The 22,168-nt window shown below is 65.3% G+C and carries 19 protein-coding genes and 1 rRNA gene; 13 read left to right on the top strand and 7 right to left on the bottom strand.

The genetic code is table 11. The features are described 5' to 3' along the window. The 5 genes from rrf to V9L18_RS12545 form a co-directional block, all read left to right on the top strand. Positions 1 to 76 (top strand): 5S ribosomal RNA (gene rrf / locus V9L18_RS22065); the annotation flags it as partial. 461 nt (positions 77 to 537) lie between these two features. Further along, positions 538 to 825, top strand: coding sequence for an HU family DNA-binding protein (locus tag V9L18_RS12560; protein ID WP_056341443.1), 288 nt, complete (start codon positions 538 to 540; stop codon positions 823 to 825). A gap of 141 nt (positions 826 to 966) precedes the next feature. Further along, a complete protein-coding gene (locus V9L18_RS12555) occupies positions 967 to 3,063 on the top strand; it encodes a cytochrome c oxidase assembly protein (RefSeq protein WP_337347509.1) in 2,097 nt (698 codons plus the stop codon). Continuing rightward, entirely contained in the window at positions 3,063 to 5,102 is a 2,040-nt protein-coding gene (locus V9L18_RS12550) for an NHL domain-containing thioredoxin family protein (RefSeq protein WP_337347500.1), read from the top strand. The genes V9L18_RS12555 and V9L18_RS12550 overlap by 1 nt, the downstream gene beginning before the upstream one ends. 188 nt (positions 5,103 to 5,290) lie before the next feature. Further along, complete coding sequence (locus V9L18_RS12545; protein ID WP_337347499.1) at positions 5,291 to 6,172, top strand: type IV toxin-antitoxin system AbiEi family antitoxin domain-containing protein; 882 nt, start codon at positions 5,291 to 5,293, stop codon at positions 6,170 to 6,172. A 58-nt stretch (positions 6,173 to 6,230) separates the two neighbouring features. Here the strand turns inward: V9L18_RS12545 and V9L18_RS12540 are convergent, their stop codons facing one another. The 4 genes from V9L18_RS12540 to V9L18_RS12525 all read right to left on the bottom strand — a co-directional run bounded on the left by V9L18_RS12540 (position 6,231) and on the right by V9L18_RS12525 (position 11,663). Beyond that, positions 6,231 to 7,223 carry a hypothetical protein gene (locus V9L18_RS12540; protein WP_337347498.1) on the bottom strand — a complete coding sequence of 331 codons (993 nt, stop codon included), beginning with the start codon at positions 7,221 to 7,223 and terminating at the stop codon, positions 6,231 to 6,233. A 131-nt stretch (positions 7,224 to 7,354) separates the two neighbouring features. Next, positions 7,355 to 9,100, bottom strand: coding sequence for a helicase HerA-like domain-containing protein (locus V9L18_RS12535; RefSeq protein WP_337347497.1), 1,746 nt, complete (start codon positions 9,098 to 9,100; stop codon positions 7,355 to 7,357). A gap of 4 nt (positions 9,101 to 9,104) precedes the next feature. Continuing rightward, entirely contained in the window at positions 9,105 to 9,629 is a 525-nt protein-coding gene (locus V9L18_RS12530; RefSeq protein WP_337347496.1) for a GNAT family N-acetyltransferase, read from the bottom strand. A gap of 3 nt (positions 9,630 to 9,632) precedes the next feature. Further along, on the bottom strand, positions 9,633 to 11,663 hold the full coding sequence (locus V9L18_RS12525; RefSeq protein ID WP_337347495.1) for an FAD/NAD(P)-binding protein: 2,031 nt from the start codon (positions 11,661 to 11,663) through the stop codon (positions 9,633 to 9,635). Between the two features lie 279 nt (positions 11,664 to 11,942). Here V9L18_RS12525 and V9L18_RS12520 point away from each other — a divergent pair, with 279 nt between their 5' ends. From V9L18_RS12520 to V9L18_RS12490, 7 genes are all read left to right on the top strand, one after another. Then, on the top strand, positions 11,943 to 13,052 hold the full coding sequence (locus tag V9L18_RS12520) for an ABC transporter permease subunit (protein WP_337347494.1): 1,110 nt from the start codon (positions 11,943 to 11,945) through the stop codon (positions 13,050 to 13,052). Then, positions 13,049 to 13,894, top strand: a complete 846-nt coding sequence (locus V9L18_RS12515) for an amino acid ABC transporter ATP-binding protein (protein WP_337347493.1) — start codon at positions 13,049 to 13,051, stop codon at positions 13,892 to 13,894. The genes V9L18_RS12520 and V9L18_RS12515 overlap by 4 nt, the downstream gene beginning before the upstream one ends. A gap of 13 nt (positions 13,895 to 13,907) precedes the next feature. Then, on the top strand, positions 13,908 to 14,954 hold the full coding sequence (locus V9L18_RS12510; RefSeq protein WP_337347492.1) for a transporter substrate-binding domain-containing protein: 1,047 nt from the start codon (positions 13,908 to 13,910) through the stop codon (positions 14,952 to 14,954). Between the two features lie 293 nt (positions 14,955 to 15,247). Beyond that, entirely contained in the window at positions 15,248 to 16,081 is an 834-nt protein-coding gene (locus V9L18_RS12505) for a DUF1684 domain-containing protein (protein WP_337347508.1), read from the top strand. Beyond that, a complete protein-coding gene (locus V9L18_RS12500; protein ID WP_337347491.1) occupies positions 16,078 to 17,184 on the top strand; it encodes an LLM class flavin-dependent oxidoreductase in 1,107 nt (368 codons plus the stop codon). Before V9L18_RS12505 ends, V9L18_RS12500 begins: the two co-directional genes overlap by 4 nt. Next, the gene (locus V9L18_RS12495; RefSeq protein ID WP_337347490.1) at positions 17,181 to 18,557 is read left to right on the top strand and encodes an NtaA/DmoA family FMN-dependent monooxygenase; all 1,377 of its coding nucleotides are present in this window, start codon (positions 17,181 to 17,183) and stop codon (positions 18,555 to 18,557) included. Before V9L18_RS12500 ends, V9L18_RS12495 begins: the two co-directional genes overlap by 4 nt. After that, positions 18,554 to 18,694, top strand: a complete 141-nt coding sequence (locus V9L18_RS12490) for a hypothetical protein (protein ID WP_337347489.1) — start codon at positions 18,554 to 18,556, stop codon at positions 18,692 to 18,694. The genes V9L18_RS12495 and V9L18_RS12490 overlap by 4 nt, the downstream gene beginning before the upstream one ends. A 9-nt stretch (positions 18,695 to 18,703) precedes the next feature. On the opposite strand, the gene V9L18_RS12485 is transcribed toward V9L18_RS12490, so the two are convergent. The 3 genes from V9L18_RS12485 to V9L18_RS12475 all read right to left on the bottom strand — a co-directional run bounded on the left by V9L18_RS12485 (position 18,704) and on the right by V9L18_RS12475 (position 21,185). Further along, positions 18,704 to 19,549, bottom strand: coding sequence for an amidohydrolase family protein (locus V9L18_RS12485; RefSeq protein ID WP_337347488.1), 846 nt, complete (start codon positions 19,547 to 19,549; stop codon positions 18,704 to 18,706). An 81-nt stretch (positions 19,550 to 19,630) separates the two neighbouring features. After that, positions 19,631 to 20,488 (bottom strand): NAD(P)-dependent oxidoreductase, encoded by an 858-nt coding sequence (locus V9L18_RS12480; protein ID WP_337347487.1) that lies wholly within the window; start codon positions 20,486 to 20,488, stop codon positions 19,631 to 19,633. Positions 20,489 to 20,492: 4 nt separating this feature from the next. After that, the gene (locus tag V9L18_RS12475) at positions 20,493 to 21,185 is read right to left on the bottom strand and encodes an RraA family protein (RefSeq protein WP_337347486.1); all 693 of its coding nucleotides are present in this window, start codon (positions 21,183 to 21,185) and stop codon (positions 20,493 to 20,495) included. Positions 21,186 to 21,344: 159 nt separating this feature from the next. Between V9L18_RS12475 and V9L18_RS12470 the strand changes: the two genes are divergently transcribed. Continuing rightward, complete coding sequence (locus V9L18_RS12470; RefSeq protein WP_337347485.1) at positions 21,345 to 22,064, top strand: GntR family transcriptional regulator; 720 nt, start codon at positions 21,345 to 21,347, stop codon at positions 22,062 to 22,064. The last annotated feature ends 104 nt before the right edge of the window (positions 22,065 to 22,168 follow it).

The following is a 22,168-nucleotide window of genomic DNA, read 5'->3' as shown; positions in this document are numbered from 1 at the left end:
GAACCCGGAAGCTAAGACCCACAGCGCCGATGGTACTGCACCCGGGAGGGTGTGGGAGAGTAGGTCACCGCCGGACAACCATTAAGGTCGAGAACCCCCCAACACACACGTGTTGGGGGGTTCTCCCACTTAAACCACACCCCAACCCTCTCCCACATCCTGCACCCGTTCGGGCGACGCTCACCCACCCCGACGGAACCCGGCCAGGAACACCCACCCCGGGCACCGCCGTCGCACCCCACCCACACCACACCCCGGGAGCGGCCGGCAGAAACCAGCAGCAACTGCGAGAGCGTTCGGGGAAACCTGCAGGAAGTGAGAGAGCGTCCGCTGGAAACCCGCAACAACTGCGAGAGCGTCCGCTGTGGGCGCAATTCCCGCAAAAATCCCCTCAAATCTGGTGATTTGAGTCAAAAAGTCGCGGAAACACGCGGAATTTGCGGTCCTCGGCGGCCCAAGCTGGTAAGTTTTCGAACAGTGGCTTGTACGCATGCCGCGTGCAGGCTCCAGAAATCATGACCGTCCAGGAGGACATCAATGGCTAAGAACCGTAGTGAACTTGTTTCAGAGGTAGCAGGCAAGGCTGGCACCAGCCAGGCAGCCGTCAACTCCGTCCTCGACGCACTGTTCGAGGTTTTCGAGACCTCTGTCGCCGCGGGCGAGAAGATCACCATCCCGGGCTGGCTCGCCGTCGAGCGCACCGACCGTGCAGCACGCACCGGCCGCAACCCGCAGACCGGCGAGACCATCCAGATCGCAGCCGGCCACAGCGTCAAGCTGACCGCTGGTTCCAAGCTGAAGGCTGCAGTAGCCAAGAAGAAGTAATTTTCTTCAACAGCATCAGTGGAGCGGCAACCCTTTGGTTGCCGCTCCACCGCTTTAAGCCGATTCGCCGCCTCGGCACGTGTAGCGGACAATGGATAGGTGCCTTCCGCAGCAAAATCCCGTTCCGCCGCACCCCAGCCCATGCCCGGCAAGGGAGCGCCTGGACTGGCCGGTGCCTTGGGAATCTCGCGGCCGTGGCAGCTGGCCGGCCTGGCGGCACTGCTCCTGGGATTAACGGCAGCACTCCTCTTCTCCGGTGCGGCCGCTGCCCGTGAGGTCTCTGACCCGGGTGCGCTGGCCCGCTGGGGGCTTCCCATCAGCAAAGCCATCCACAACGTCTCCCTGGCAACGGTAGTGGGCGGCCTGATTTTCGCCGCCGGCATCCTGCCCCGGAGCGCGTCCCGGCGTTCCAAGGACGACGACGGCCCGGAACACCCGGCTTTTTCAAGGGCCTTGGCCGTGGCGGCTGCAGCCGGTGCAGCCTGGACCCTGTCAGCCATTGCGGTCCTGGTGCTCACGTACTCGGACATCGCGGGCCAGGGCATCTCCGGGGACGCTGAATTTACCCAGGCACTGGTCTACTTCATGACGGACATCGAGGCCGGCCGCGCCTGGCTCGCCGTCACCATCATCGCGGCGGTCGTCACCACGGCTCTGTTCGGTGTGCGGTCGCTCGGAGGCCTCGCACTCACGCTGGTCCTGGCGCTCATTGGCCTGGTGCCAGCTGCCCTGATCGGCCACTCGTCCAGTTCCTCCGACCACGAAGGCGCCATCAACTCCCTGGGCCTCCACCTCGTAGGCGTCAGTGCCTGGGTGGGCGGCATCATTCTGCTGGCCCTTCTTTCGGGAATCCTGACCGCCTCGAAGCCCGGCACTGCAGCGGACATTACCGAACCCACCCTTCGCCGGTTCTCGTCCCTCGCCGGCTTCGCCTTCGTCCTGGTCTTTGCCTCCGGTGTCATCAATGCCAGCATCCGCATCACCAGCTGGGCTGACCTCTTTGGCTCCGCCTACGGGCAGCTGATCCTCGCGAAGACCGCCGCCACACTGGTCCTGGGCGGCATCGGATTTATGCACCGCCAGTGGGTCATCCCGCAGCTTGGCCGCAAGGGATCCGCGTTCTCGTCCCGACGCGTCCTGTGGCAGCTGGTGGTGGTGGAACTCCTCATCATGGGTGCCACGTCCGGCGTCGCCGTAGCGCTGAGCCGGTCCGCCCCGCCGCAGCCCACCACGTTCGCCCCCGATGCGTCCCCTGCCTTCATCCTCTCCGGTTACGAGCTGCCCCCGGAGCTGACCCCCGAGCGCTGGCTGACGGAATGGCGCCTGGACTGGCTGTGGATCGCTGTCGCGGTGTTCGGGCTGGTCTCATACGCCCTCGGTGTTGCAAAGGTGCTGCGCCGTGGCGACAAATGGCAGTGGTTCCGAACGGTGAACTGGGTGCTCGGCCTGATGGTGCTGACGTACATTACGTCCGGGCCGCCGGCGGTGTACGGCCGGGTCCTGTTCTCAGCACACATGGTGGACCACATGGCCCTGACCATGGTGGCGCCCATCTTCCTGGTGCTTGGCGCACCCGTGACGTTGGCCCTCCGGGCGCTCCCTGCCCGGAGGGACGGCTCCCGGGGTCTGCGCGAATGGCTTCTGGTGTTTGTGCACTCGAAGTTCTCGCAGCTCGTGACGCACCCTATCTTCGCGGCCGCCAACTTCGCTGGATCGATCGTCCTGTTCTACTACTCGGACGCATTCGGGTTCGCGATGCGCGAGCATGTTGGCCACGAACTGATGAACCTGCACTTTGCGCTCACCGGCTACATCTTCATCCTGAGCATGATCGGCACGGATCCGCTGCCCCGACGTGCACCGTATCCCATGAGGCTGGTACTCCTCCTGGCCACCATGGGCTTCCACGCTTTCTTCGGCGTGGCCATCATGGGCGGGACCAACCTCCTGGCGGCTGACTACTTCGGCAACCTCGGCCGGGCCTGGGGACCATCGGCGCTCCTGGACCAGCAGACCGGAGGCGCGGTGGCGTGGGGCATCGGTGAAGTACCCACCCTGCTGGTGGCGATTGGCGTGGCCGTAATGTGGTCCCGGTCGGACGCGCGTGAAACCAAACGCGTGGACCGGGCAGCGGACAGGAATAACGACGCCGATCTGACTGCTTACAACGATATGTTTGCCAAATTGGCCGAACGCGATGCCAAGCTGGCTGAACGCAACAAGCTGGAAGGACGCTGATGAGCGAAACCGTACGCACTCATGCCCGGGTCCGGGCCTCCGAACTGGTGGGCCGCAATTGGTTGAACACCGGCGGCAAATCGCTGGACCTTGAAGCCCTGCGCGGGAAGATTGTGCTCCTCGACTTCTGGACCTTCTGCTGCATCAACTGCCTCCACGTCCTCGACGAACTGAGGCCGCTGGAGGAGCAGTACTCCGACGTGCTGGTCACGGTCGGTGTGCACTCGCCCAAGTTCGAGCACGAAGCAGACCCCGTGGCCCTGGCGGCCGCTGTGGAACGCTACGAGATCCACCACCCGGTCCTGGACGACCCCGAACTGGAAACCTGGAAGGCCTACACCGCGCGTGCCTGGCCCACCCTGGTTGTCATCGACCCCGAGGGTTACATCGTTGCCCACTTGTCCGGTGAAGGCCACGCCGACGGCCTCGCCGTGCTCATCCCCGAACTGATCGCCGAACATGAGGCCAAGGGGACCCTGCACCGCGGTTCCGGGCCGTACGTGGCGCCGGAACCGACGTCGGGCACGCTGCGGTTCCCAGGCAAGGCCCTGTTCCTGCCTGCCGGACGCGGAACGGCCCCCAGCCCGGGACAGGATGCAGGAGCTTCCGACGGCGGGGCTTCCATTGATGCCGCAGCAACCCACGGTTCGTGGCTGGTAACCGACACCGGCCACCACCGCATTCTGGAGCTGGACACCGACTTCCACACGGTCCTGGCGACCTATGGCACCGGCACCAAGGGCCACGTTGACGGCCCGGCCGCCGCTGACCCAGCCGATCCTGACGCGGCCACCGCCCAGTTCAACGAGCCGCAAGGCCTGGTGCTGCTCCCGGAAGACGTGGCAGCGAAGGTTGGCTACGACGTCGTCATTGCCGACTCCGTCAACCACCGCCTCCGCGGGCTGTCGTTGCAGGACGGAAAGGCCACCACCCTCGTGGGCAACGGCATTCAACGGCTGCTGGAAACAGGCCCCGCCCGCGTTGACGAGGACGCCGCTGGGTTTACGGGCCGCCTCAGCGAGCACCCGCTGGAAGTCTCCCTGAGCTCCCCGTGGGACGTCGTCTGGTCGCGCAAGCTCAAGGCAGTAGTGATAGCCATGGCCGGAACGCACCAGATTTTCAGTTTTGACCCGCTGACTGGTGCCGTAGCCATCGCCGCCGGCAACGGCCTCGAAGGCCTGCTGGATGGCCAGGGCCACGAGGCCTGGTTTGCCCAGCCCTCTGGCCTCGCCGAGGACGCTGACGGCAACCTATGGGTGGCTGACTCCGAGACGTCGGCCCTGCGCAAACTCGTGATTGACGACGGCGGCACGGTCACCGTGGAGTCCGCGGTCGGAAAGGGACTGTTCGACTTCGGCTTCCGTGATGGCGCCGCGACTGGGGCCCGGCTGCAGCACCCGCTGGGTGTCACCGTCCTGCCGGACGGTTCGGTGGCCATCGCTGACACGTACAACGGCGCGGTGCGAAGGTATGACCCCGCGTCCAAGACGGTTTCTACCCTGGCGCGCGGGCTGGCCGAACCCTCCGACGTCATCGTGGACCACACCCACGCGGCAGGCTCCGAACCGCTGCTCGTAGTGGTGGAGGCCAACAAGCACCAGCTCGTGTACGTGCCGATTCCCAAGGAAGCCCAGCAGGTGGATGAGGGTGCAGTGCAGACCCACCGGCCCAAGAGCCCGGTTGCGCCCGGCCTGCTGGAGCTCAAGGTCCGCTTTACCGCGCCCACCGGCCAGAAGCTCGATGACCGTTGGGGCGATCCCACCCAGATGAAGATCTCCTCCACGCCGCCCGAGCTGATCGTGGCCGGCGGAGGAACCTCTGTGGGGCTGCTCCGGACTGTGGAGCTCTCCGCCGACGTCCCCGAGGGCATCCTGCACATTACGGCCCGCGCTGCGGCCTGCGACGGGCCAGAAACCGAGGACGGTGAGATCCCGGACCACGCCGCGTGCCACCTGTACCAGCAGGACTGGGGCATTCCGGTCCTGCTGCAGGACGACGGCGACACCGAGCTGGTCCTGGACCTGCGCGGCATGGACTGAGCGCCGCCGTCGTGACCTAAGTGCCGAACTGGCCCGGTTTTCGACCCGCGAGGGTGGGGAACCGGGCCAGTTTTGTCCTTGCTGCCGCCAAAACTGGGCCAGTTTGGGCGCTGGTCCGAGGGCGTGGCTTATCCACATAGCCAGTTCCGGGACTGTCTGCAGGCCGGGAGGGCCGACATTGTGGCTTTATGGACCCCACGGAGATCCTCAGGTCGGCGGGCGGAGTGCTGCTGACGCGGGAAGTGCTGACTGCCGGTGCCACAGAAACCGGACTTCGCCGGGCGCTGCGGAGCGGCGAAGTGGTTCGCGTGCAGCGGGGGCTCCTGGCCCTTGCGGGCGCTGATCCGCAGCTCGTAGCCGCCGGGCGCGCTCGTGGCCTCCTCACGTGCGTGTCTGCCGCTCCAGCATTCGGCCTCTGGCAGCTCCGTCCTCCGGTGCGGCCTCACTACTGGCAGAGTAATGGCCGGAACCCTGTGGGCTGTGTCAGCCACCGTCTTCCACTGACGCAGCAGCCCAGCCATGGGACGCTTGCAGCCCTTCCGGATGTCCTGCTGCATGCGCTGTTATGCCTGCCGGAACTCGAATCCCTGGTCATGGTGGAGTGTGCGTACAACCGGGGAGACATCGACCCTGCATTCCTGCTCCGCCACCTGACCGGCAATCGTTGCGGCAAGGCGCGGACCGTGGTGTCCAAGGTGGACCGCGGCGCAGATTCCCTCCTCGAGACGTTGGCCAGGGTGCTGTTCAGGGATGCCGGTATTTCCACAGAGACCCAAGTATGGATCGACGGCATCGGGCGGGTGGACTTCCTGCTGGAGGGTTTCCTCATTGTGGAGATCGACGGACTTGCGTTCCATCTTGAGGCGCGGCAGTTCAAGAAGGACCGCCGCAGGGACAACTCGGCCACACTACAGGGACTGCCTGTGCTCAGGTTCTTCTATGATGACGTCGTTCACGCACCGGAATCTGTCCTGGCGCAGGTGCGGGAGGTGCTTGCCCGTGGTTCGCTGCGGTGGCCCCAACCGAACCGGCCCAGTTATCAACGCAACCGCCACGAAGGCAGTTGGTGATGCAACGGGCAGCCTCCCAAAACTGGGCCAGTGCGGCAGGGGTACTGACCAGCAGGGCTTAGTAGCTCAGCAGCGGCGTGACCTTGATGGTGTCGCCGGCGACGTCAAGGCGGGTGGTGAAGCTGAAGTCCACCTCTTCGTTGAGCGGGAAATTGGCGCCCGTGAAGGAATTCTGCTGGACCGCCTCCACGCGGGCTTTGCCATCCAGCGGCGCCACCACCCAACGACCGCCGAAGGGCTCGATGGAAATCTCCGGGTACTCGGTGATGCTCCACTTGATGGTGCCGTCGTACACCGTGTTGTTGCTGGCGTAGTAGAAGGGACAGTCCGGCTGCAGTTTCTGCTGCTTCTGGGCCTCGGCGGCGCACGTGTCCAGGAACTCCTTGACCTTGGCCCCGACGTCCTCCTTCAGGTCCTCCGTGGCCTGGGTCAGTAGGTTCAGTGGAGCAACAGGGACGTTGTTGCCCGTGATCGTGGCCCGCGTAGGCGGGGCAGCGAAATACTCGCCGTTCAGGGACGCCTCATACTCGCCGGGGTAGAAGACGGCGAACGTGTTGCGGCCGTTGGGCATGTTGACCGGCACTCCGTTGACGGTGGCCTCGCTGGCGTTCACCACGGTGATGTCCACGGTTGGCAGCCGTGAGGGAACAAAGGCCCAGGTATTGAAGAAAAGCCACTCGGTGCCGGTTTTCTCCAGCATGAATTCGGTCCGCAGCCGGCTGCCGTCGATGGTGTACTCCATGGGCACCATGACCTGGTTGCGCGGCCGCGCTTCGGCTTCGCCGATCTTGACGTTGGCGAACCGCGAGGCAGCTGTCTGCAGGGCTGTACCGTCCAGCATGGCGGCGTTGGCCTGCGGGACAGTGGCCCGTAGCAGGCCCAATGCCTTGCCGCCGTCGCCGCTGTGCAGCGCGTCCAGGTACTCGCGCACAGGCTGCTGCGGACTGGCCACGGTATCGTTCACGAGGTTCACCGCCACGATGGCTCCGGCCACGGCAAGCATGAGGCCCAACAGCCATCCGGCCGCGATCCTCACCAACGCTTGACTCATCTGCACGTCCCCCACGTTACCTGCAAGCCCGCCAATTCCGGGTGCCGGGGCACGCCTGCATGACGTGCACCGGCCGCTTTGCCAGGGCCCGACGGCGGCACTCCAGTTCCTGGAACATCGTCAGTTTGGGCCTAGCGGCGGCGCCGGGACGACGTGCCGAACACGCCGCGCAGCAGTTCCCGGCCGAGCTGGGTGCCCATGGAACGGACCATGCTCTTCAGCCCGCCGCCCAGCGCCCCGCCCAAGGCTCCGGCGAGGTCGCCCGCCAGGTCGCCGCCTGCCGGGGCGGGCCGTTCCGGAGCACGCGATGCCCGTGTCCGGGGGGCACGTGGGGCACTTGGGGACCGCCCGGAATCGCCGCTTTCCGGTGCGGTCGACGGTACCGGCGATGAGGCCGGGCGGCTGCTGGGTCGGCCCAGGATCTCTTCCTCGATCCTGCGGGCCTCGGCATCGACGTCGGCCTGGCTCCTGGGAGCTCCGGGCACAGGTGGTTCGCCCGGTGCCGCCGCTCCAGTGGGCGCCGCAGCCTTGCCCGTGAGCTTTTCATAGGCGGAGACGTTGTCCACCGAGGTTCCGTACTTGGCCAGCAGCGCGGAGCCGGCCACTGTGCTTTTGACCAGTTCGTCCGAGCTGGGGCCCATGACGGACTCTGGCGCGCGGAGCCGGGTATGCGCCACCGGGGTGGGGGCGCCCTTCTCATTCATGACCGTGATGACGGCTTCGCCGATCCCCGCCGAAGTCAGCGTTTCCTCAAGGTCGTAATCGCTGACCGGGAAGGTGGACACGGTGGCCTTGAGCGCCTTGGCATCCTCCGGCGTAAAGGCGCGCAGGGCATGCTGGACACGGTTGGCCAGCTGGCCGAGGACGTCCGCCGGCACATCCTTGGGAGTCTGGGTCACGAAGAAGATGCCCACGCCCTTGGACCGGATAAGCCGGACGGTGGTGGTGATGGCGTCCAGGAACGCCTTGGACGCGTCGTTGAACAGCAGGTGGGCTTCGTCCAGGAAGAACACCAGCTTGGGCTTGTCGAGATCCCCGGCCTCTGGCAGGTCCTCGAAGAGGTCGGCCAGCAGCCACATCAGGAACGTGGAGAACAGCATGGGCTTGGTCTGCAGCGTGGGCAGTTCCAGGCAGGTGATTACGCCGCGGCCGTCGGGCGCCGTACGGAGGAGCTCAGCGGTGTCGAACTCCGGTTCGCCGAAGAACCGTTCCAGCCCCTGCGCTTCCAGGTTCACCAGTTCCCGGAGGATGACCCCGGCCGTGGCCTTGGAGAGACCGCCCAGCTCGGCAAGTTCGTCCTTGCCCTCGGCCGAGGTCAGGAACTGGATGACCGAGCGGAGGTCCTTCAGATCGATAAGTTCCAGGTTGTTCTTGTCTGCGAAGTGGAATACGAGCTGCAGGCTGGACTCCTGGGTGTCGTTGAGCTCCATCACCCTGGACAACAGGATGGGGCCGAAGGACGTGACGGTGGCGCGGACGGGCACGCCGTTGCCGTCGCCGCCCAGGGCCAGGAATTCCACCGGGAACGTCTTCCCCGCCCACTCCTGTCCGATGCTCTCGGTCCGCGCGGCGAGCTTCTCGCTGCCGGCCGCGGCCGTGGCAAGGCCGGACAGGTCCCCCTTGATGTCGGCAAGGAACACCGGGACCCCGGCGGTGGACAGTTGCTCTGCCATCATGTGGAGGGTGACGGTCTTGCCCGTGCCGGTGGCTCCGGCCACAAGGCCATGCCGGTTCATCATGGCTAGCGGAAGCCGGACCTGGGCTTCCTTGTGGAGTTCGCCGTCGATGATGGCGGCACCGAGTTCGATGGTGGCACCTTCGAGGGCGTAGCCCTTCTGGATGGTGGCGAGCTTCTCTGCGGTGGTTTTGTTGGCCATGCCGCTAGCTTAGTGGCGGGCCCGGGAGATTCTTGGTGAACGCCAGGGACTTTATCGTCGCCGGATCGGCATGAATATCGAACTGCGGTTCGTACCCGGTGGCCAGGTACAGGTGCTTGGCTTCGGGTTGCCGGGGACCGGTGGTGAGGTAGATCCGCCGGTAGCCGCGGAGGGCCGCCAGCCGCTCCAGCTCGGTGAGCACCACTCGGGCGAGCCCCCGACGGCGGTGCCGGGAGTGCGTCCAGATGCGCTTAAATTCGGCGGTGTCCGCGTCGTACCGCCGGAAGGCGCCGCCGGCAATGGACTCGCCGTTCTCCTGGATCATCAGCAGCGCCCCTCCCGGGCCGGCGAATTCGGCTGCCGGGTAGCGGTTGAGTTCCTCGGCTGCCGCGCCGCGGCCGAAGAGATCGCCGTACCGGGAGTCGTATTCCACCGCGAGCTCATCCAGCAGCGGCCGCACCCGGGGATCGTGCATGGGAAGGTTCAGCACAGTCAGCGCCGCGTGGTCGAGGGGCGTCTTTGTTTCCATTTTTCAGGCCTTCCCGACGGCGGCTGGCTGGGTGGCAGTGTGGGACCCGGCAGTGTGGGACCCGGCAATGTGGGACCCGGCTGACACTGCCCCGCCGGAAGGGTCAGCCGCATAAATCCCCGCCACTACGGTGAGGACGTGCCGGGCCAGGGCATCGTTTTCGCGGAAGGGGGCGGCGTTGGTGCCCGGCCGGGCGAACGCTCCGGCGCCCCAGCCCGATGTGCCAGGACCGATGCCGAAGATCCGGTCCTGGGCCCGGCCCTCCGCGTCCACCAGCTGGTGATTCCCGGACACCAGCAGCTTGCCGGTGGAGTGGATGCCATCCGCGGTGAGGAGCTGCTGTTCGGTTCCCAGCCCGGCGTCGTGCATTGACTGGAGTGCCGGGTTCAGCGATCGGGCCACCGACGTCGCCGGCAGACGCGCCTCGATGAAGGCCTTCGCCCGGACGGCAACGCCGGACTGGGCTGACGTTGCCACGAAGTCTCCGGTGGCCTCGTCCGTGCCCACTGAGATCTCCGGACCGAGGAAGTCCAGCAGCCCGGCGCGGTGGAGGGCCAGCATCTCCCGCAGCCTGCGCGGGGGCGGACCGGAGTCCACAAAGCTGAAAAAGCCGTGCCACCAGCCGTGCACGGTTTGCTGCGAGCGGGCGTTGAGCCGCTCTGCCGGAACCAGCCGGCCGAGGTCCATGTACACCTTCAACAGCGCCACAAACAGGGCCATCGTCTCGGGGTGGTCGGGCCCGTCGCGGACGAGAAGATCGTGTTCGATGTACTTCGCCACGGCGTCCTGCACCTCGGAATGGCTCGGGAAGGACTGTCCGGCGAACGGTCGGTCCAGGCGCTCCAGGTCCAGGCGGAGGCTGCTGTCCTGGACGGAAGCGGCCACCAGTTCCTCGCGGGCTGTGCTGTACCAGTCGAGCGCAGCGAAGCGCCTGGAGAATTCAGCCCAGCTTGTGCTGACCTTTTCGGGGCTGCCCGTGAACAGCTCGCGGTAGTAGCCGTAGCCGGCTTCCTTGGCGATGAGCGGCCAGAGGTGGCTGCGGAAGTCCAGTTCCGTGTGGAGCTCCATGAGAGCGTCCACAGCGTCCCGAGTGAAGAACAGCAGCTCACCCGGGGCCTCCCCGCGAAGGTCTGCGGACACCTTGGAATGGTAGGGCACACCGCGCCGCGACCCGGCCAGGAGCCTCGGTTCGCGGCCGGACGCAATGTACCGCAAACCGCCCTCGGCCGTTTCTTCAAACCGGCCGCCCCGCCCCTCCGTGAGGAGGACGAGCAGGTCAACGAACGCGAGCCCCATGCCGGCCACTATGACGTCCTGGCCCGGGGCCAGGACGGAGTAGTCGACGTCGGTGGTGTAGCTGGGTGCCGCGTGGAAACCGCCGTGCCGGGCAGCGAAGCCGGACCAGGCCTCGGATGCGGCGTCGGGCAGCGAGTCGGTGTGGCCCAGTGCGGCCACCACGACGTCGGCCCGCACCTCGCCACCGTTGGCCAGGCGCACGAGGTGCGTGCCGTCGTCGGACGCGGTGCTGGACGCGACGCCGGAACGGGCTGACACGCGCTCAATGGCGACGGCGGTGGTGCGGTGGACGGTTACGTTCCCGCCGAGTGCCGCGACGGCCCGGCGGAAGAACCACTCCAGGTACTGGCTCTGCAGCTGGCGGGTGGGAAACGTGGCACCGGTGAGGTTGCGCAGCTGCTCCCGGATGGTGCGGGGGAAGTCCGGAACGTCGGTGATGGACCCGTCGAGCACGCCGGCGGCCCACGCGGCGAGCCCGGGACCATCTGCGGCCGGGCCTTCGCAGGCTACTGAGGAGTCGGTGAACATCGTGACATCGGCGGCCGCCGAATTGAGCATGAGCCCCGGGTGCTGGTCATAGCGCCAGATACGGCCCGAGCCCGGCTCGTGCGGCTCCACCACATGGATGTCCAAAGGGCCGGCAAAAAGTGCGGGACGGTTCACCGCCAGCCGCTCAAGCACGCCCGCAGCCCGCGGACCGCCGCCGATGAAGACAACGGAAGGGACGTTGGCTGGCATGGAGGCTCCTGACGGGACGGTGGTTGAGTGCCCATGCTAGGCAGCCTGGACGATGGCGGTCGACGTGCCGGTAACGCCCGTTAACTCCGCGTCACAGGCCGTCAAGGGACGCAAGAAACCGACTCATGACGCCGTGCGAAGCCCGGTGAACTTATGCAACTTGGCGCCTTGCTGCCCGTTTCCCGGCCGCCCTAGATTTGCAGCCAGCGGCCCGGAGCATCCGGGTTCTGCAACCAGGATCCCGAGCATAAGAACCCCAGTGAAGAAGCGAGGTGGCGCATGAGTTCAGCAGTAACCAAAGTGGCCCAGCCGGCAGAGTCAGAAGCAGCACGGCAGGCCACCGCACCGGCGCCCACCGAACCGGCGCCCACCGGCGCGGGAACTGCGGGTCCGGGAACTGCCGGGCCAGGATCATCCGGTCCGGGACCCCGCGGCCACTCCGGCAGCAGCGGACCGCGTGGGCCGGCCATCGACTACTCTGGCTACCCGCTGGTGGCCGCGAAGCATCCGTGGCGCTGGGTTGGAACCGCTGCAGTGGCACTGGGCGTGGCCGCCGTGGCGTGGTCGCTGGCCACCAACCCGCGGTGGGAATGGGGAGTTGTGGCGCAGTGGTTCACCGCCCAGTCCGTCATCAACGGCCTCTTGGAGACGCTGAAGCTGACCGCCATTTCCGGCATCCTCGGATTTGTCCTGGGCTTCGTCCTGGCATTGATGCGGCTCTCCGCCTCACCGCTGCTGGTCTCGGTGTCCTGGACTTTCTCCTGGATCTTCCGCTCCACCCCGCTGCTGGTCCAGATGCTGCTCTGGTACAACCTGGGCTACCTCTACGAGAAAATCAGCCTGGGCATCCCCTTCACGGACGTCCGCTTCTTCGAGGTGCAGACCACCACCCTGGTCAGCCAATTCGCGGCAGCGGTGCTGGGCCTGACCCTGAACCAGGCCGCCTATTCTGCCGAGATCATCCGCGGCGGCATCCTCTCGGTAGATCAGGGCCAGCTTGAGGCGGCCGCGGCGCTAGGCATCCCCGCCTGGCGTCGGTCCACCCGGATTGTCCTCCCGCAGGCCATGCGCGCCATCCTGCCCACGGCATTCAACGAGATCATCGGCCTTGTGAAGGGCACCTCGATCGTTTACGTCCTGGCCTACTCCGAGCTGTTCTACACCGTGCAGGTCATCTACAACCGCACCCAACAGGTCCTGCCGCTGCTCTTGGTGGCCACCCTCTGGTACGTGGTGATCACCTCGGTCCTCAGCGTGTTCCAGTACTACATCGAGAGGCACTACTCCAAGGGTGCGGTCCGGACACTGCCGTTGACGCCCCTGCAGAAGGCCCGCAAATTCTTCGCCACCCACGCTGTGGCACCCAACCGCGCAAGGAGCCCGCGATGAGCCCAGCCACCGCTACCCAGCCATACTCTGACGCGGCTGCTGGCGCCCCCGCTTCAGGGCCCACCCGCGGGCTCGTCGAAATCACCAAGGTCCGGAAGTCTTTCGGCTCCACCGAGGTCCTCAAAGGCATCACCCTCACGGTCGAACCGGGCGGTGTTGCCGTCATCGTGGGACCGTCGGGTTCCGGGAAGTCCACGCTGTTGCGCACCATCAACCACCTGGAAAAGGTCGACGGCGGCCACATCGCCATTGACGGGACGCTGGTGGGCTACGAGGTCCGGGGCAAGCGGCTGCACGAGCTGCGCGAGAAGGACATCCTGAAGCAGCGCACTGAAATAGGCATGGTCTTCCAGAACTTCAACCTGTTCCCGCACCTGACCGCCTTGGAGAACGTGGCCGAGGCGCCGGTCGTTGCGCAGGGCCGCACCAAGGAAGAGGCGCGGCGCCGCGGCCTGGAGCTCCTGGACCGCGTGGGCTTGAAGGACCGTGCCGGCGCCTACCCCCGGCAGCTGTCCGGCGGCCAGCAGCAGCGCGTGGCCATCGCCCGCGCCCTGGCCCTTGATCCCAAAATCCTGCTCTTCGACGAGCCCACCTCCGCGTTGGACCCCGAACTGGTCAACGAAGTGCTGGACGTCATCCGCGGACTCGCCAAGTCCGGCACCACGCTGATCATCGTCACCCACGAGATGGGGTTCGCCCGCGACGTGGCCGACACCGTGGTGTTCATGGACGAGGGCCAGATCGTGGAACAGGGCAGCCCGCGGGAAGTCTTCACCAACCCGCAGGAACCACGCACCCGGAGCTTCTTCTCCAAAGTGCTCGAACCGGCTTTCAACATCTAAGGAACTCCACAAAATGGCCTTCTTCGCATCCCCCAAGCCCGGCGCAGGCCGCGCTCGCCTGCTGGCGGCACTGCCCGCCGTCGTCCTTCTGGGTACCGTAGCGTTGTCCGCCTGCTCCGACCCCGGCGCGTCCGCTTCGGGCACCTCCGGAGAAGCCCGGACGACGGCGGCTCGCAACGGCGTGGTGTACAACACTTCCCCTGAACAGCAGCGAATCCGGGCAGACAAGGACGATGCGCTCGCGGCCAAGGTTCCGGAGCTGATCGGCAAGGACGGGAAGCTGACGGTCGCCACCACGGCCGGGTCCATTCCGCTCTCCTTCCACGCCACGGACGACAAGACCGCCATCGGTTCGGAGCTGGACATCGCCCAGCTCGTGGCCGACAAGCTGGGACTGGAGCTCGACGTCCAGGTGACGTCGTGGGAGAACTGGCCACTGAAGACCCAGTCCGGCGACTTCGAGGCAGTCTTCTCCAACGTTGGTGTCAACAAGGACCGCGTGAAGCTGTTCGACTTTGCCAGCTACCGGGCCGCCTACATGGGGTTCGAAGCCAAGAAATCCGCCACCTACGACATCAAGGGCGCGGACGACATCTCCGGCCTGAAGGTGTCCGTAGGATCCGGGACCAACCAGGAGAAGATCCTGCTGGCCTGGAACAAGGAGCTCGAGGGCAAAGGCAAGGCGCCGGCCGTCCTGCAGTACTACTCCTCCGACGCCGACACCATCCTGGCGCTCTCCTCCGGCCGGACCGATCTGAACATCGCCCCGTACGCGTCCACGGTGTACCGAGAAAACACGCGCGATGACCTCAAAGTGGTGGGCAAGGTCAACGCCGGCTGGCCGTCAGAGACCCTCGTGGCTGCCACGACGCTCCGCGGCAACGGCCTGGCTCCGGTGATCACGGACGCCCTCAACGCCGTTATCGAGGATGGCTCCTACGCGGAGGTGCTGGAACGCTGGGGCCTTTCCGAGGAAGCCCTGCCCGAATCCAAGACCATTACCGAGGAGAGCTTCGCGGCCGCCCAGCCCGCCGCAACCCAGCCTGGAAAAGCACAGTGAAGTTCCAGGTCCTGGACATCATCCCGCACCAGAAGCACCCGGTTACCGGGGAGATTGTTTCGACGGCGGACCATCGACCAGCTGAGCCAGGGCGGCTGGAACTGGTGATCGGCAAGACGGAGCCCACCACCACAACGCCCCGCCCGTTCGACGGCCCTCCCCGTATTTGGCACGGGTCTGCTACAACCCTGACTTCCGCCGCCCTGGCGGCCCAGTGGGGGACCCATTGTTCACCGCCGACCCTGAGTTTGCCCGCACCAGCACCACCCACGCCAGCACTCCAAGGAGCCACCTTGCCCACGCACACTGAAACTGCCCTTGAAACCTTCGAAGCCAACTGGCAGGAGTGGCACGCAGCCCATGAACGCCGCCGCGCCCACCCGCACGGCTTCCTGGCCGTCACCCACCTCCACTGGCTGGGCAGCGAAGCCACCCGACTGGATGGTGCCCCGGGCACCTGGAGCGTGGATGCCGACGTCGTCCGCGTGACATTGGAACCGGGCGAAACCCTGCAACAGGACGGCCAGGAATTGAACGGCGCCTCGGGGGCCACGCTGGAGTTCGGGCCCATCGAGGAGCGCGGCGGAATCTACCTCACCTCCGGAGACACCGTCATTGAGGTGGCTAAACGGGGCGGCGAGTACATCGTGAGACCGCGGCACCCGGAGAACGGGCTGCTGCGCGAGTACCAGGGCACGCCAGCCTACTCACCCAATGCGGCCTACGCCGTCCGTGGGACGTATGTGCCGTTCGAGGCGCCGAGGCCCACCACCGTGGGTGCCGCCGTCGAAGGCATCCAGCATGTCTACGAGGCCCCAGGCGAGATCTTCTTCAGGCTGGCCGGCCAGGAGCTGGCGCTGACCGCGTTCAACGGCCACGCCCCAGGCTCGCTGTCGGTGCTCTTCACGGACCGGACCTCTGGCAAAACCACGTATGCGGCCAACCGTTCGCTGTCGGTGGTCCTGGCCGCGGACGGATCCGTGGAGCTGGACTTTAACCGGGCCGTAAACCTGCCCTGCGCCTATACCGATCTTGCAACGTGCCCGCTGCCACCAGCGGAAAACCGCCTGCCGGTGGCCATCGAAGCCGGCGAGAAGATTCCCTACGAACGTCAGGACCGGCCGTGAGCACCACAGAAGAGCAAACCGCGGAAGCGGGACGCGCCGGATTCCTGGCGATCGAACTTGACGGTGCAGGGTGGGATGGCGGCGACTTCGGGAGCCTCGCCGAAGCCGTCCTCGCCGCTGAATCCGCGGGTTTCCACGCTGCCACCTTCTCCGACGCGCCTGTTCCGGGCCGCGCCAACGCCCTGCAGCGCGCCGCCTACGCCGGCCCGGTCACACGGGCCATCGCCTTGGTCCCCGAAGTGGATACCGTCTACACGGAGCCGTTCCACGTCTCCACCCAGCTCGCGAGCCTGGACTACGTCTCCGGCGGCCGTGCCGGGTGGATCGCAACTGCAGCGGAATCACCGGAGGCGGCGGCCGCCGTCGGACGTTCCTCTGCGAGTGCCGCCGCGCTCGCACACGAAGCCGCCGCTTCGGTTGAGGTTTCCCGGCGGCTGTGGGACTCCTGGGAGGACGACGCCGTCATCCGCGACGTCGCCACCGGCCGGTACATCGACGTGGACAAGCTGCACTATGCGGACTTTGAAACGCCGGCGGACTTTCCCGGGGCCGGCTACTCAGTCAAGGGCCCGTCCATCATTCCCCGGCCGCTGCAGGGTCAGCTGCCGGTGCTTGCCGCCGCCTCCCTGGTGGGCCACGGGCAAGTTCCGGCCGACGCCGTCGACGCCGTGCTGGTCACCGCACCGACGGCCGAACTGCTCGCCGCCGAAATCAGGGATGTCCGAAGCCGGCTGGGTGGGTCCGTGGCGGTCATCGCCGAGCTCGACGTCGTCCTGGACGCCCGTGGGCAGGCTGCGGCCGAGCGTTCGGTCGGGTTCGAAGGCGGCCGCGCACGGTACGCCAGCAGCGCGGCGGGCCTCACGGACTTCCTGGAGTCGCTTCTGCAGGAGGCCGACGGCGTCCGCCTCCATCCGGCGTCGCTCGCCCTGGACCTGGACGAACTGTCACTGCTGGTCCTGCCCGAACTCCGGCGCCGCGGTGTCTTGCGCGCCCCGATCCTTGACGGCACGTTCCGCGACCTGCTGGGGCTCAAGCGCCCGGCCAGCCGCTACGCAGACAAGTCCGCGGCCAATGCCGCCGGAAAACTAGGGGGAACACCATGACTCAGCACAGCAGTGCCCAATCCGACGTTTTTTTGCCCACCGGCAAGCTCCAGTTCGGCGTCTTTTTCCAGGGCGTCAATTCCGGAACTATCTGGAAGGCGGCCGAATCCGGTTCGCAGACCGACTTCGAGTCCTTCCGCCGCATTGTCCAGACGGCCGAGCGGGGACTGTTCGCCGCGTTCTTCCTCGGCGAAGGCCTGCGCCTGCGCGAACACCTCGGCAGGCCCCACGCACTGGACGTGGCAGGCCGGCCGGACGCGCAGACCATGCTGGCTGCACTGGCGTCGGTGACCAAAAACATCGGCCTGGTGGCTACGCAGAACACCACCTACAACGACCCCGCCGACCTGGCACACCGGCTCTCGTCCCTGGACCTGATTTCCGGTGGCCGTGCCGCTTGGAACATCGTGACCACGGACAACGCCTGGACCGGTGCCAACTTCCGGCGCGGTGGATACCTGGACCACGCCGACCGTTACCGGCATGCCGAAGCCTTCGTGGACACTGCCAAGCGCATCTGGGACTCTTGGGAATCTGCAGAAGGCCCCCCACGCCGAGTGCTCCACGAAGGGCAGCACTACACGGTGGACGTGACTCCGCGGCTGCCTCGCAGCGCCCAATACCGGCCCGTGCTCTTCCAGGCCGGTGATTCCCCCGAAGGCCGCGATTTTGCCGCCCGCCAGGCGGACGTCATCTTCTCGGCCCACCCGAAGTTCGAGGCCGCCGTCGAGTTCCGCAAGGATCTTGTGGCACGCTCACTGGCAGCAGGCCGCGGAGCGAATGTGGTACAGATCATGCCGGCCAGCGAATTCATCCTGGCACGCACGGCTGAAGAGGCTGCGGCGAAGAAGGATTGGGTGCGCAGCCTGCAGATCGGCCCGCAGCAGGCGGTGGCGTACCTCGAGCAGTTCTGGGGCCGCGAGCTGTCCGAGTACGATCCTGACGGGCCGCTGCCGGAGATTGATCCCGTGGTGGAGGAAACCTCGGAGACCCGAGGCAGCGGCTTCCACGGCGCCAAGGCCCGCCAACTGGCCGACCAGTGGCGGGCAGAGGCCAAGGACCAGGGCCTCTCCATCCGCCAGTTCGTCACCTCCCGCACAGCCCGGGTGGACGCCACCTTCACCGGTTCGTACTCCGCGGTGGCTGACCAGCTGGCCGAGTATGCGCGCGTCGGCGCGGTGGACGGCTTCAACATCTCGCCGTGGCTGATTCCTTCCGGCCTGGATGACATCGTGAACCACCTGGTGCCGGAACTGCAGGAACGCGGCGTCTACCCGACTGAGTATCGGGGCAGCACCCTGCGCGAAAACCTCGGCCTCGCAACTCCGGTGCGTACTGCTGACGAAGCGGCAAAGGCGGTCCGCGCTTTATGAGCGCGGACCGCCTTGGCGGGTGGCTGCGTCTGTGGGTGACGGTGCGCCGCCGTTGCTTTGGGATGTTCGACGGCGGCGGGGCCGGGGAAGGTGGCGCGGTCAGACTGCAGCTGACGGTGTGGCAGCAGCGGTTGTAGGTTCCCCGCCTAACGGCCCAGCGAATACCATTCCTCGGCTGTTCCGCCCTTGACTCGATCGATCTCCGGTCCGGAAGTAAACACTGTGCCCACTGCGGCAAGCAGATCGTCCCAAGCCTGCTGGTAAGTAGTTTTCAGCAGGATAACCGGCCAGTTACTGGCGAGCATGAGACGGGAAGGCCCGAAGTGCTCGCCGGCCCACTCAACGTAGGGAATAAGGTCCTTGCCGCTCCAACTGTCCAATTTCGACAGCACATCTATTCCCACGGACACCTTCATCGCGATATTTGGGCAGGACGCGAGCTGCTGCGTCTGACCAGCCCACGGTTGCCAGCCCTGCGTGTCCAACGGAGGCCGCCCGAGGTGGTCCACCACGATTCTGAGGTCCGGGACCGCGGATGCGAGACCCAGCACTGCCCGGACCTGCGCGCTGGTTACCGGCACCACGTCCCATACCAGACCGCGGGCAGCCATCTCCTTGAATATCGCAATGACTGCCTCGTGGGAGAGCCATTCGAGCGGATCATTAGCGGTCAGCGTCCTGACGCCACACACCTTGTAAGGGTTGATTCGCTCAAGTTCACGGCGTGCTGAATCAGCATCGGATAGTGGTAGCCAGGCGACAACGCCCGCAACGAACGCGTTCTGTGCATATGCACTCAAGCGGTCGTTCTCGGCGGCCTCATCCACGGACTGCATCAGGATTGTTGCGTCCACTCCTGCCGTATCGAGCTCGGATTTAAGTTCCTCGGCTTCAAAATCCCTTTCGAGTGCGGAATGCGAGGAGTTCCGCCAAGGCTGCTCCTGGGCGGCCGTCCTCCAGAAATGATGGTGGGCATCGATGGTAAGCGGCATATCTTGTCCTTTCATCTTGCGACGATCGCTGGTCCTTCGATTCCCCTCGTGCGGGAATCGAAGGACCAGCGAAGTGCGCCATCAGTGTTGCGTGCTGTGGTTTTCCACTCGGTCAGCTAGGGATTGCGCAAGCAAGCCGGCGAACGGCAAACTGACATCCCCTGTGCGTGCCGCGGCCACCACGTCCCACAAATCCTTGCTCCAGGGACGGTATTTAATAGGTGTCTCGTTCTGGTTGTAAGCGGCGGCCACCTCGTCAAAAAACCCCCAATTGCGGGCTACCCAGGAATCGCCAGTGGAACTGCCCACCGCTTGAAGCACTAGCTTCTCGTCAACGCCATACGCCGCTGCCAGGTCCAGTGCCTCGTGCACTCCCGCGAGGGCCGCAAACATCATGAGTTGGTTAGCCAGTTTTGTGGCTTCGCCTGCACCAACAGGGCCGGCGTGCAGCACCACCCCAGCAAGATCGTCCAGCAAGGGACGGACCTTATCCAGGTCGGAAGGATCGCCTCCGACCATCAGGGTTAGCTTGCCCTCCATGGCAGCTCTAGCCCCACCACTCACCGGTGCGTCGAGAAGAGCCAATCCATGGCTGGCTGCTTGGGATGCCAGGCTCTTGGCCGTTTCGGGGAGCACGGTGCTATGAATAATGATGGTACTTTCCTTGGCCAAAACGTTGAAAAGACCACCTTCCCCCAAACACAAGGAGGTAACAGCCTCGTCATCAGGCACGGCAATTCCCACCACACTGCAATCGGCCAATCCCCTTTCAGGGTCGGGTTCGATGGCACCGTGCTGGATGCATGCGTCTACTCTGCCTGAATTCTGATCCGCAACAGCCACAGACCATCCGGTGGCCAACAACCGAAGGGCCATGCTTTGACCGAGGTTGCCTAAACCTATAAAGCCAATAAGGTCCTTGCGATCCACGGCCTCCATGACCTCAGCGCACAGACTCGTCGAGGTCGCGCCCAAGCTTCTCGTAGAAACCTCGGCGTCCCAGCTTGTCGAAATCCAGTTCCTGGCGCGCATACTTGGCAACGACCTCGGCATGCTCGACTGGAACCACAACGACGCCATCGCCGTCGGCCACCACAACGTCGCCTGGCCGCACGGAGACTCCACAGATGTTTACTGGGACCTGCGTGCTTTCGTATTCAGCCCTGCCCTGAACCATCTTCTGGGAGCGGTACCGATTAAAGATTGGCACGGCTTGCATCCGGCACTCGTCAATGTCCCGTACGCCGCCGGAAGTGATCACACCGGTTGCTCCGGCTGCGTGCCACTCCAACGAGTTGTTCGATCCGACTTCCCCGACATCCGGTATGCCCGCTGATTCGATCACGACAATTTCGCCCTCTTGGAGTTCATCGCGCAATGGAACCTTGTACAGTGTCTTGTACCAAAATTCGTACGCCCATTCCGTGTATTCCTCCGGGGTCAGCGCGGGCACGGTTTTTTCCGTCGGTCGCATTTTGATGGTGCGCGCAACTCCGATTGCCCGCGCACCCTCAAACAGCGGCGCAATGGCTGAAGGTACGGACCCGATGGAATGAAGTCCTGCCCAATCCATTCCGTCTCGGACGTCCGCAACGCGCAATCCCTCGAACAATTTATTGAGCTCAGCGACCTGCATAAGGATTCTTCTCCTAGGTATATATGGGTGTGGCGTACATCACTGGTACGATATTGACTATTGTAGACAAGAAACAAGGTTCCGCAAGTCGGAGGCCTGGCTGCGGGAATACCAGTCAGTATTGGTACGAAGACGACGGAGTACAACAAAGGAGTGCAGATGGCGACATCTCGGCCGGTAGGCATAAAAGAAGAGCAGCAGCCCAATGGCTCTCGGCTAAGTTCGCGCAGCCTGACCGATCTGGCAGTCGAAGCGATCCGATCGAAAATCTTGTCGGGCGAGTTTGCCCCGGGCCAGAGGCTCGTCGAGGAACGGTTGACCGAACTATTGGGTATCAGTCGGCCTCCGCTCCGCGAGGGGATGCGCCTCTTGCAGCAGGAAGGTCTCATTGTGACGCTGCCCCGCCGTGGTTCGACGGTGGCCGCTTTGGATGAAGACGATGTCCATGAGATTCTCACGCTGCGTTCAGGCCTGGAACACATGGCAATTGACCTCGCCATGCCCGTCGAAGACAAGTCAAGGCTGCGCTCGTGCTGGGAAGCGCTGGAAGCCATGGAGTCGAGCGCCGCCAGGGAGGATCGTGCTCAGCTGGTTCGCGACGGGTACGCATTCCACGCCTCCATTGTCGCGCTTGCGGGCCATCGACGGCTCAACAATATGTATGCCTCGGTCCAACAGCAGGTGATGCTTTGCATGGCGCGGAATTTGCGTGTCCGCGAGCACCACTATGAAGATCTGCAACAGCATGTAGCCAGACACCGCTACCTGCTGGAGCTGATTGAGAAAGGCGACCCGCAGGCTGTTCTGGCCGAGCTCGCCGTTCATGGCGAGAGAAGTTTCACCCTTCCAGCTGAAGAAGTCCCCAAGACGGCCCCCTAACTGGCTTACCACAGCGCCCGGTGAAGGCGGAGTCGTACTCGTTGGAGTCCTGGTAGCACCATTGCCGTTCGGCCTCTGAGCCACAGTCATGAAGGCCGACGCGG

It is taken from the genome of Pseudarthrobacter sp. CCNWLW217 (genome assembly GCF_037203985.1).
GTDB lineage: Bacteria > Actinomycetota > Actinomycetes > Actinomycetales > Micrococcaceae > Arthrobacter.
This window is presented reverse-complemented; position numbering and strand designations above follow the sequence as displayed.

Bases quoted from the DNA above. Each gene is read 5' to 3' on its own strand.
- V9L18_RS12560 (WP_056341443.1), top strand. From the start codon at position 538: ATGGCTAAGAACCGTAGTGAACTTGTTTCAGAGGTAGCAGGCAAGGCT.
- V9L18_RS12555 (WP_337347509.1), top strand. From the start codon at position 967: ATGCCCGGCAAGGGAGCGCCTGGACTGGCCGGTGCCTTGGGAATCTCG.
- V9L18_RS12550 (WP_337347500.1), top strand. From the start codon at position 3,063: ATGAGCGAAACCGTACGCACTCATGCCCGGGTCCGGGCCTCCGAACTG.
- V9L18_RS12545 (WP_337347499.1), top strand. From the start codon at position 5,291: ATGGACCCCACGGAGATCCTCAGGTCGGCGGGCGGAGTGCTGCTGACG.
- V9L18_RS12540 (WP_337347498.1), bottom strand. From the start codon at position 7,223: ATGAGTCAAGCGTTGGTGAGGATCGCGGCCGGATGGCTGTTGGGCCTC.
- V9L18_RS12535 (WP_337347497.1), bottom strand. From the start codon at position 9,100: ATGGCCAACAAAACCACCGCAGAGAAGCTCGCCACCATCCAGAAGGGC.
- V9L18_RS12530 (WP_337347496.1), bottom strand. From the start codon at position 9,629: ATGGAAACAAAGACGCCCCTCGACCACGCGGCGCTGACTGTGCTGAAC.
- V9L18_RS12525 (WP_337347495.1), bottom strand. From the start codon at position 11,663: ATGCCAGCCAACGTCCCTTCCGTTGTCTTCATCGGCGGCGGTCCGCGG.
- V9L18_RS12520 (WP_337347494.1), top strand. From the start codon at position 11,943: ATGAGTTCAGCAGTAACCAAAGTGGCCCAGCCGGCAGAGTCAGAAGCA.
- V9L18_RS12515 (WP_337347493.1), top strand. From the start codon at position 13,049: ATGAGCCCAGCCACCGCTACCCAGCCATACTCTGACGCGGCTGCTGGC.
- V9L18_RS12510 (WP_337347492.1), top strand. From the start codon at position 13,908: ATGGCCTTCTTCGCATCCCCCAAGCCCGGCGCAGGCCGCGCTCGCCTG.
- V9L18_RS12495 (WP_337347490.1), top strand. From the start codon at position 17,181: ATGACTCAGCACAGCAGTGCCCAATCCGACGTTTTTTTGCCCACCGGC.
- V9L18_RS12490 (WP_337347489.1), top strand. From the start codon at position 18,554: ATGAGCGCGGACCGCCTTGGCGGGTGGCTGCGTCTGTGGGTGACGGTG.
- V9L18_RS12485 (WP_337347488.1), bottom strand. From the start codon at position 19,549: ATGCCGCTTACCATCGATGCCCACCATCATTTCTGGAGGACGGCCGCC.
- V9L18_RS12480 (WP_337347487.1), bottom strand. From the start codon at position 20,488: ATGGAGGCCGTGGATCGCAAGGACCTTATTGGCTTTATAGGTTTAGGC.
- V9L18_RS12475 (WP_337347486.1), bottom strand. From the start codon at position 21,185: ATGCAGGTCGCTGAGCTCAATAAATTGTTCGAGGGATTGCGCGTTGCG.
- V9L18_RS12470 (WP_337347485.1), top strand. From the start codon at position 21,345: ATGGCGACATCTCGGCCGGTAGGCATAAAAGAAGAGCAGCAGCCCAAT.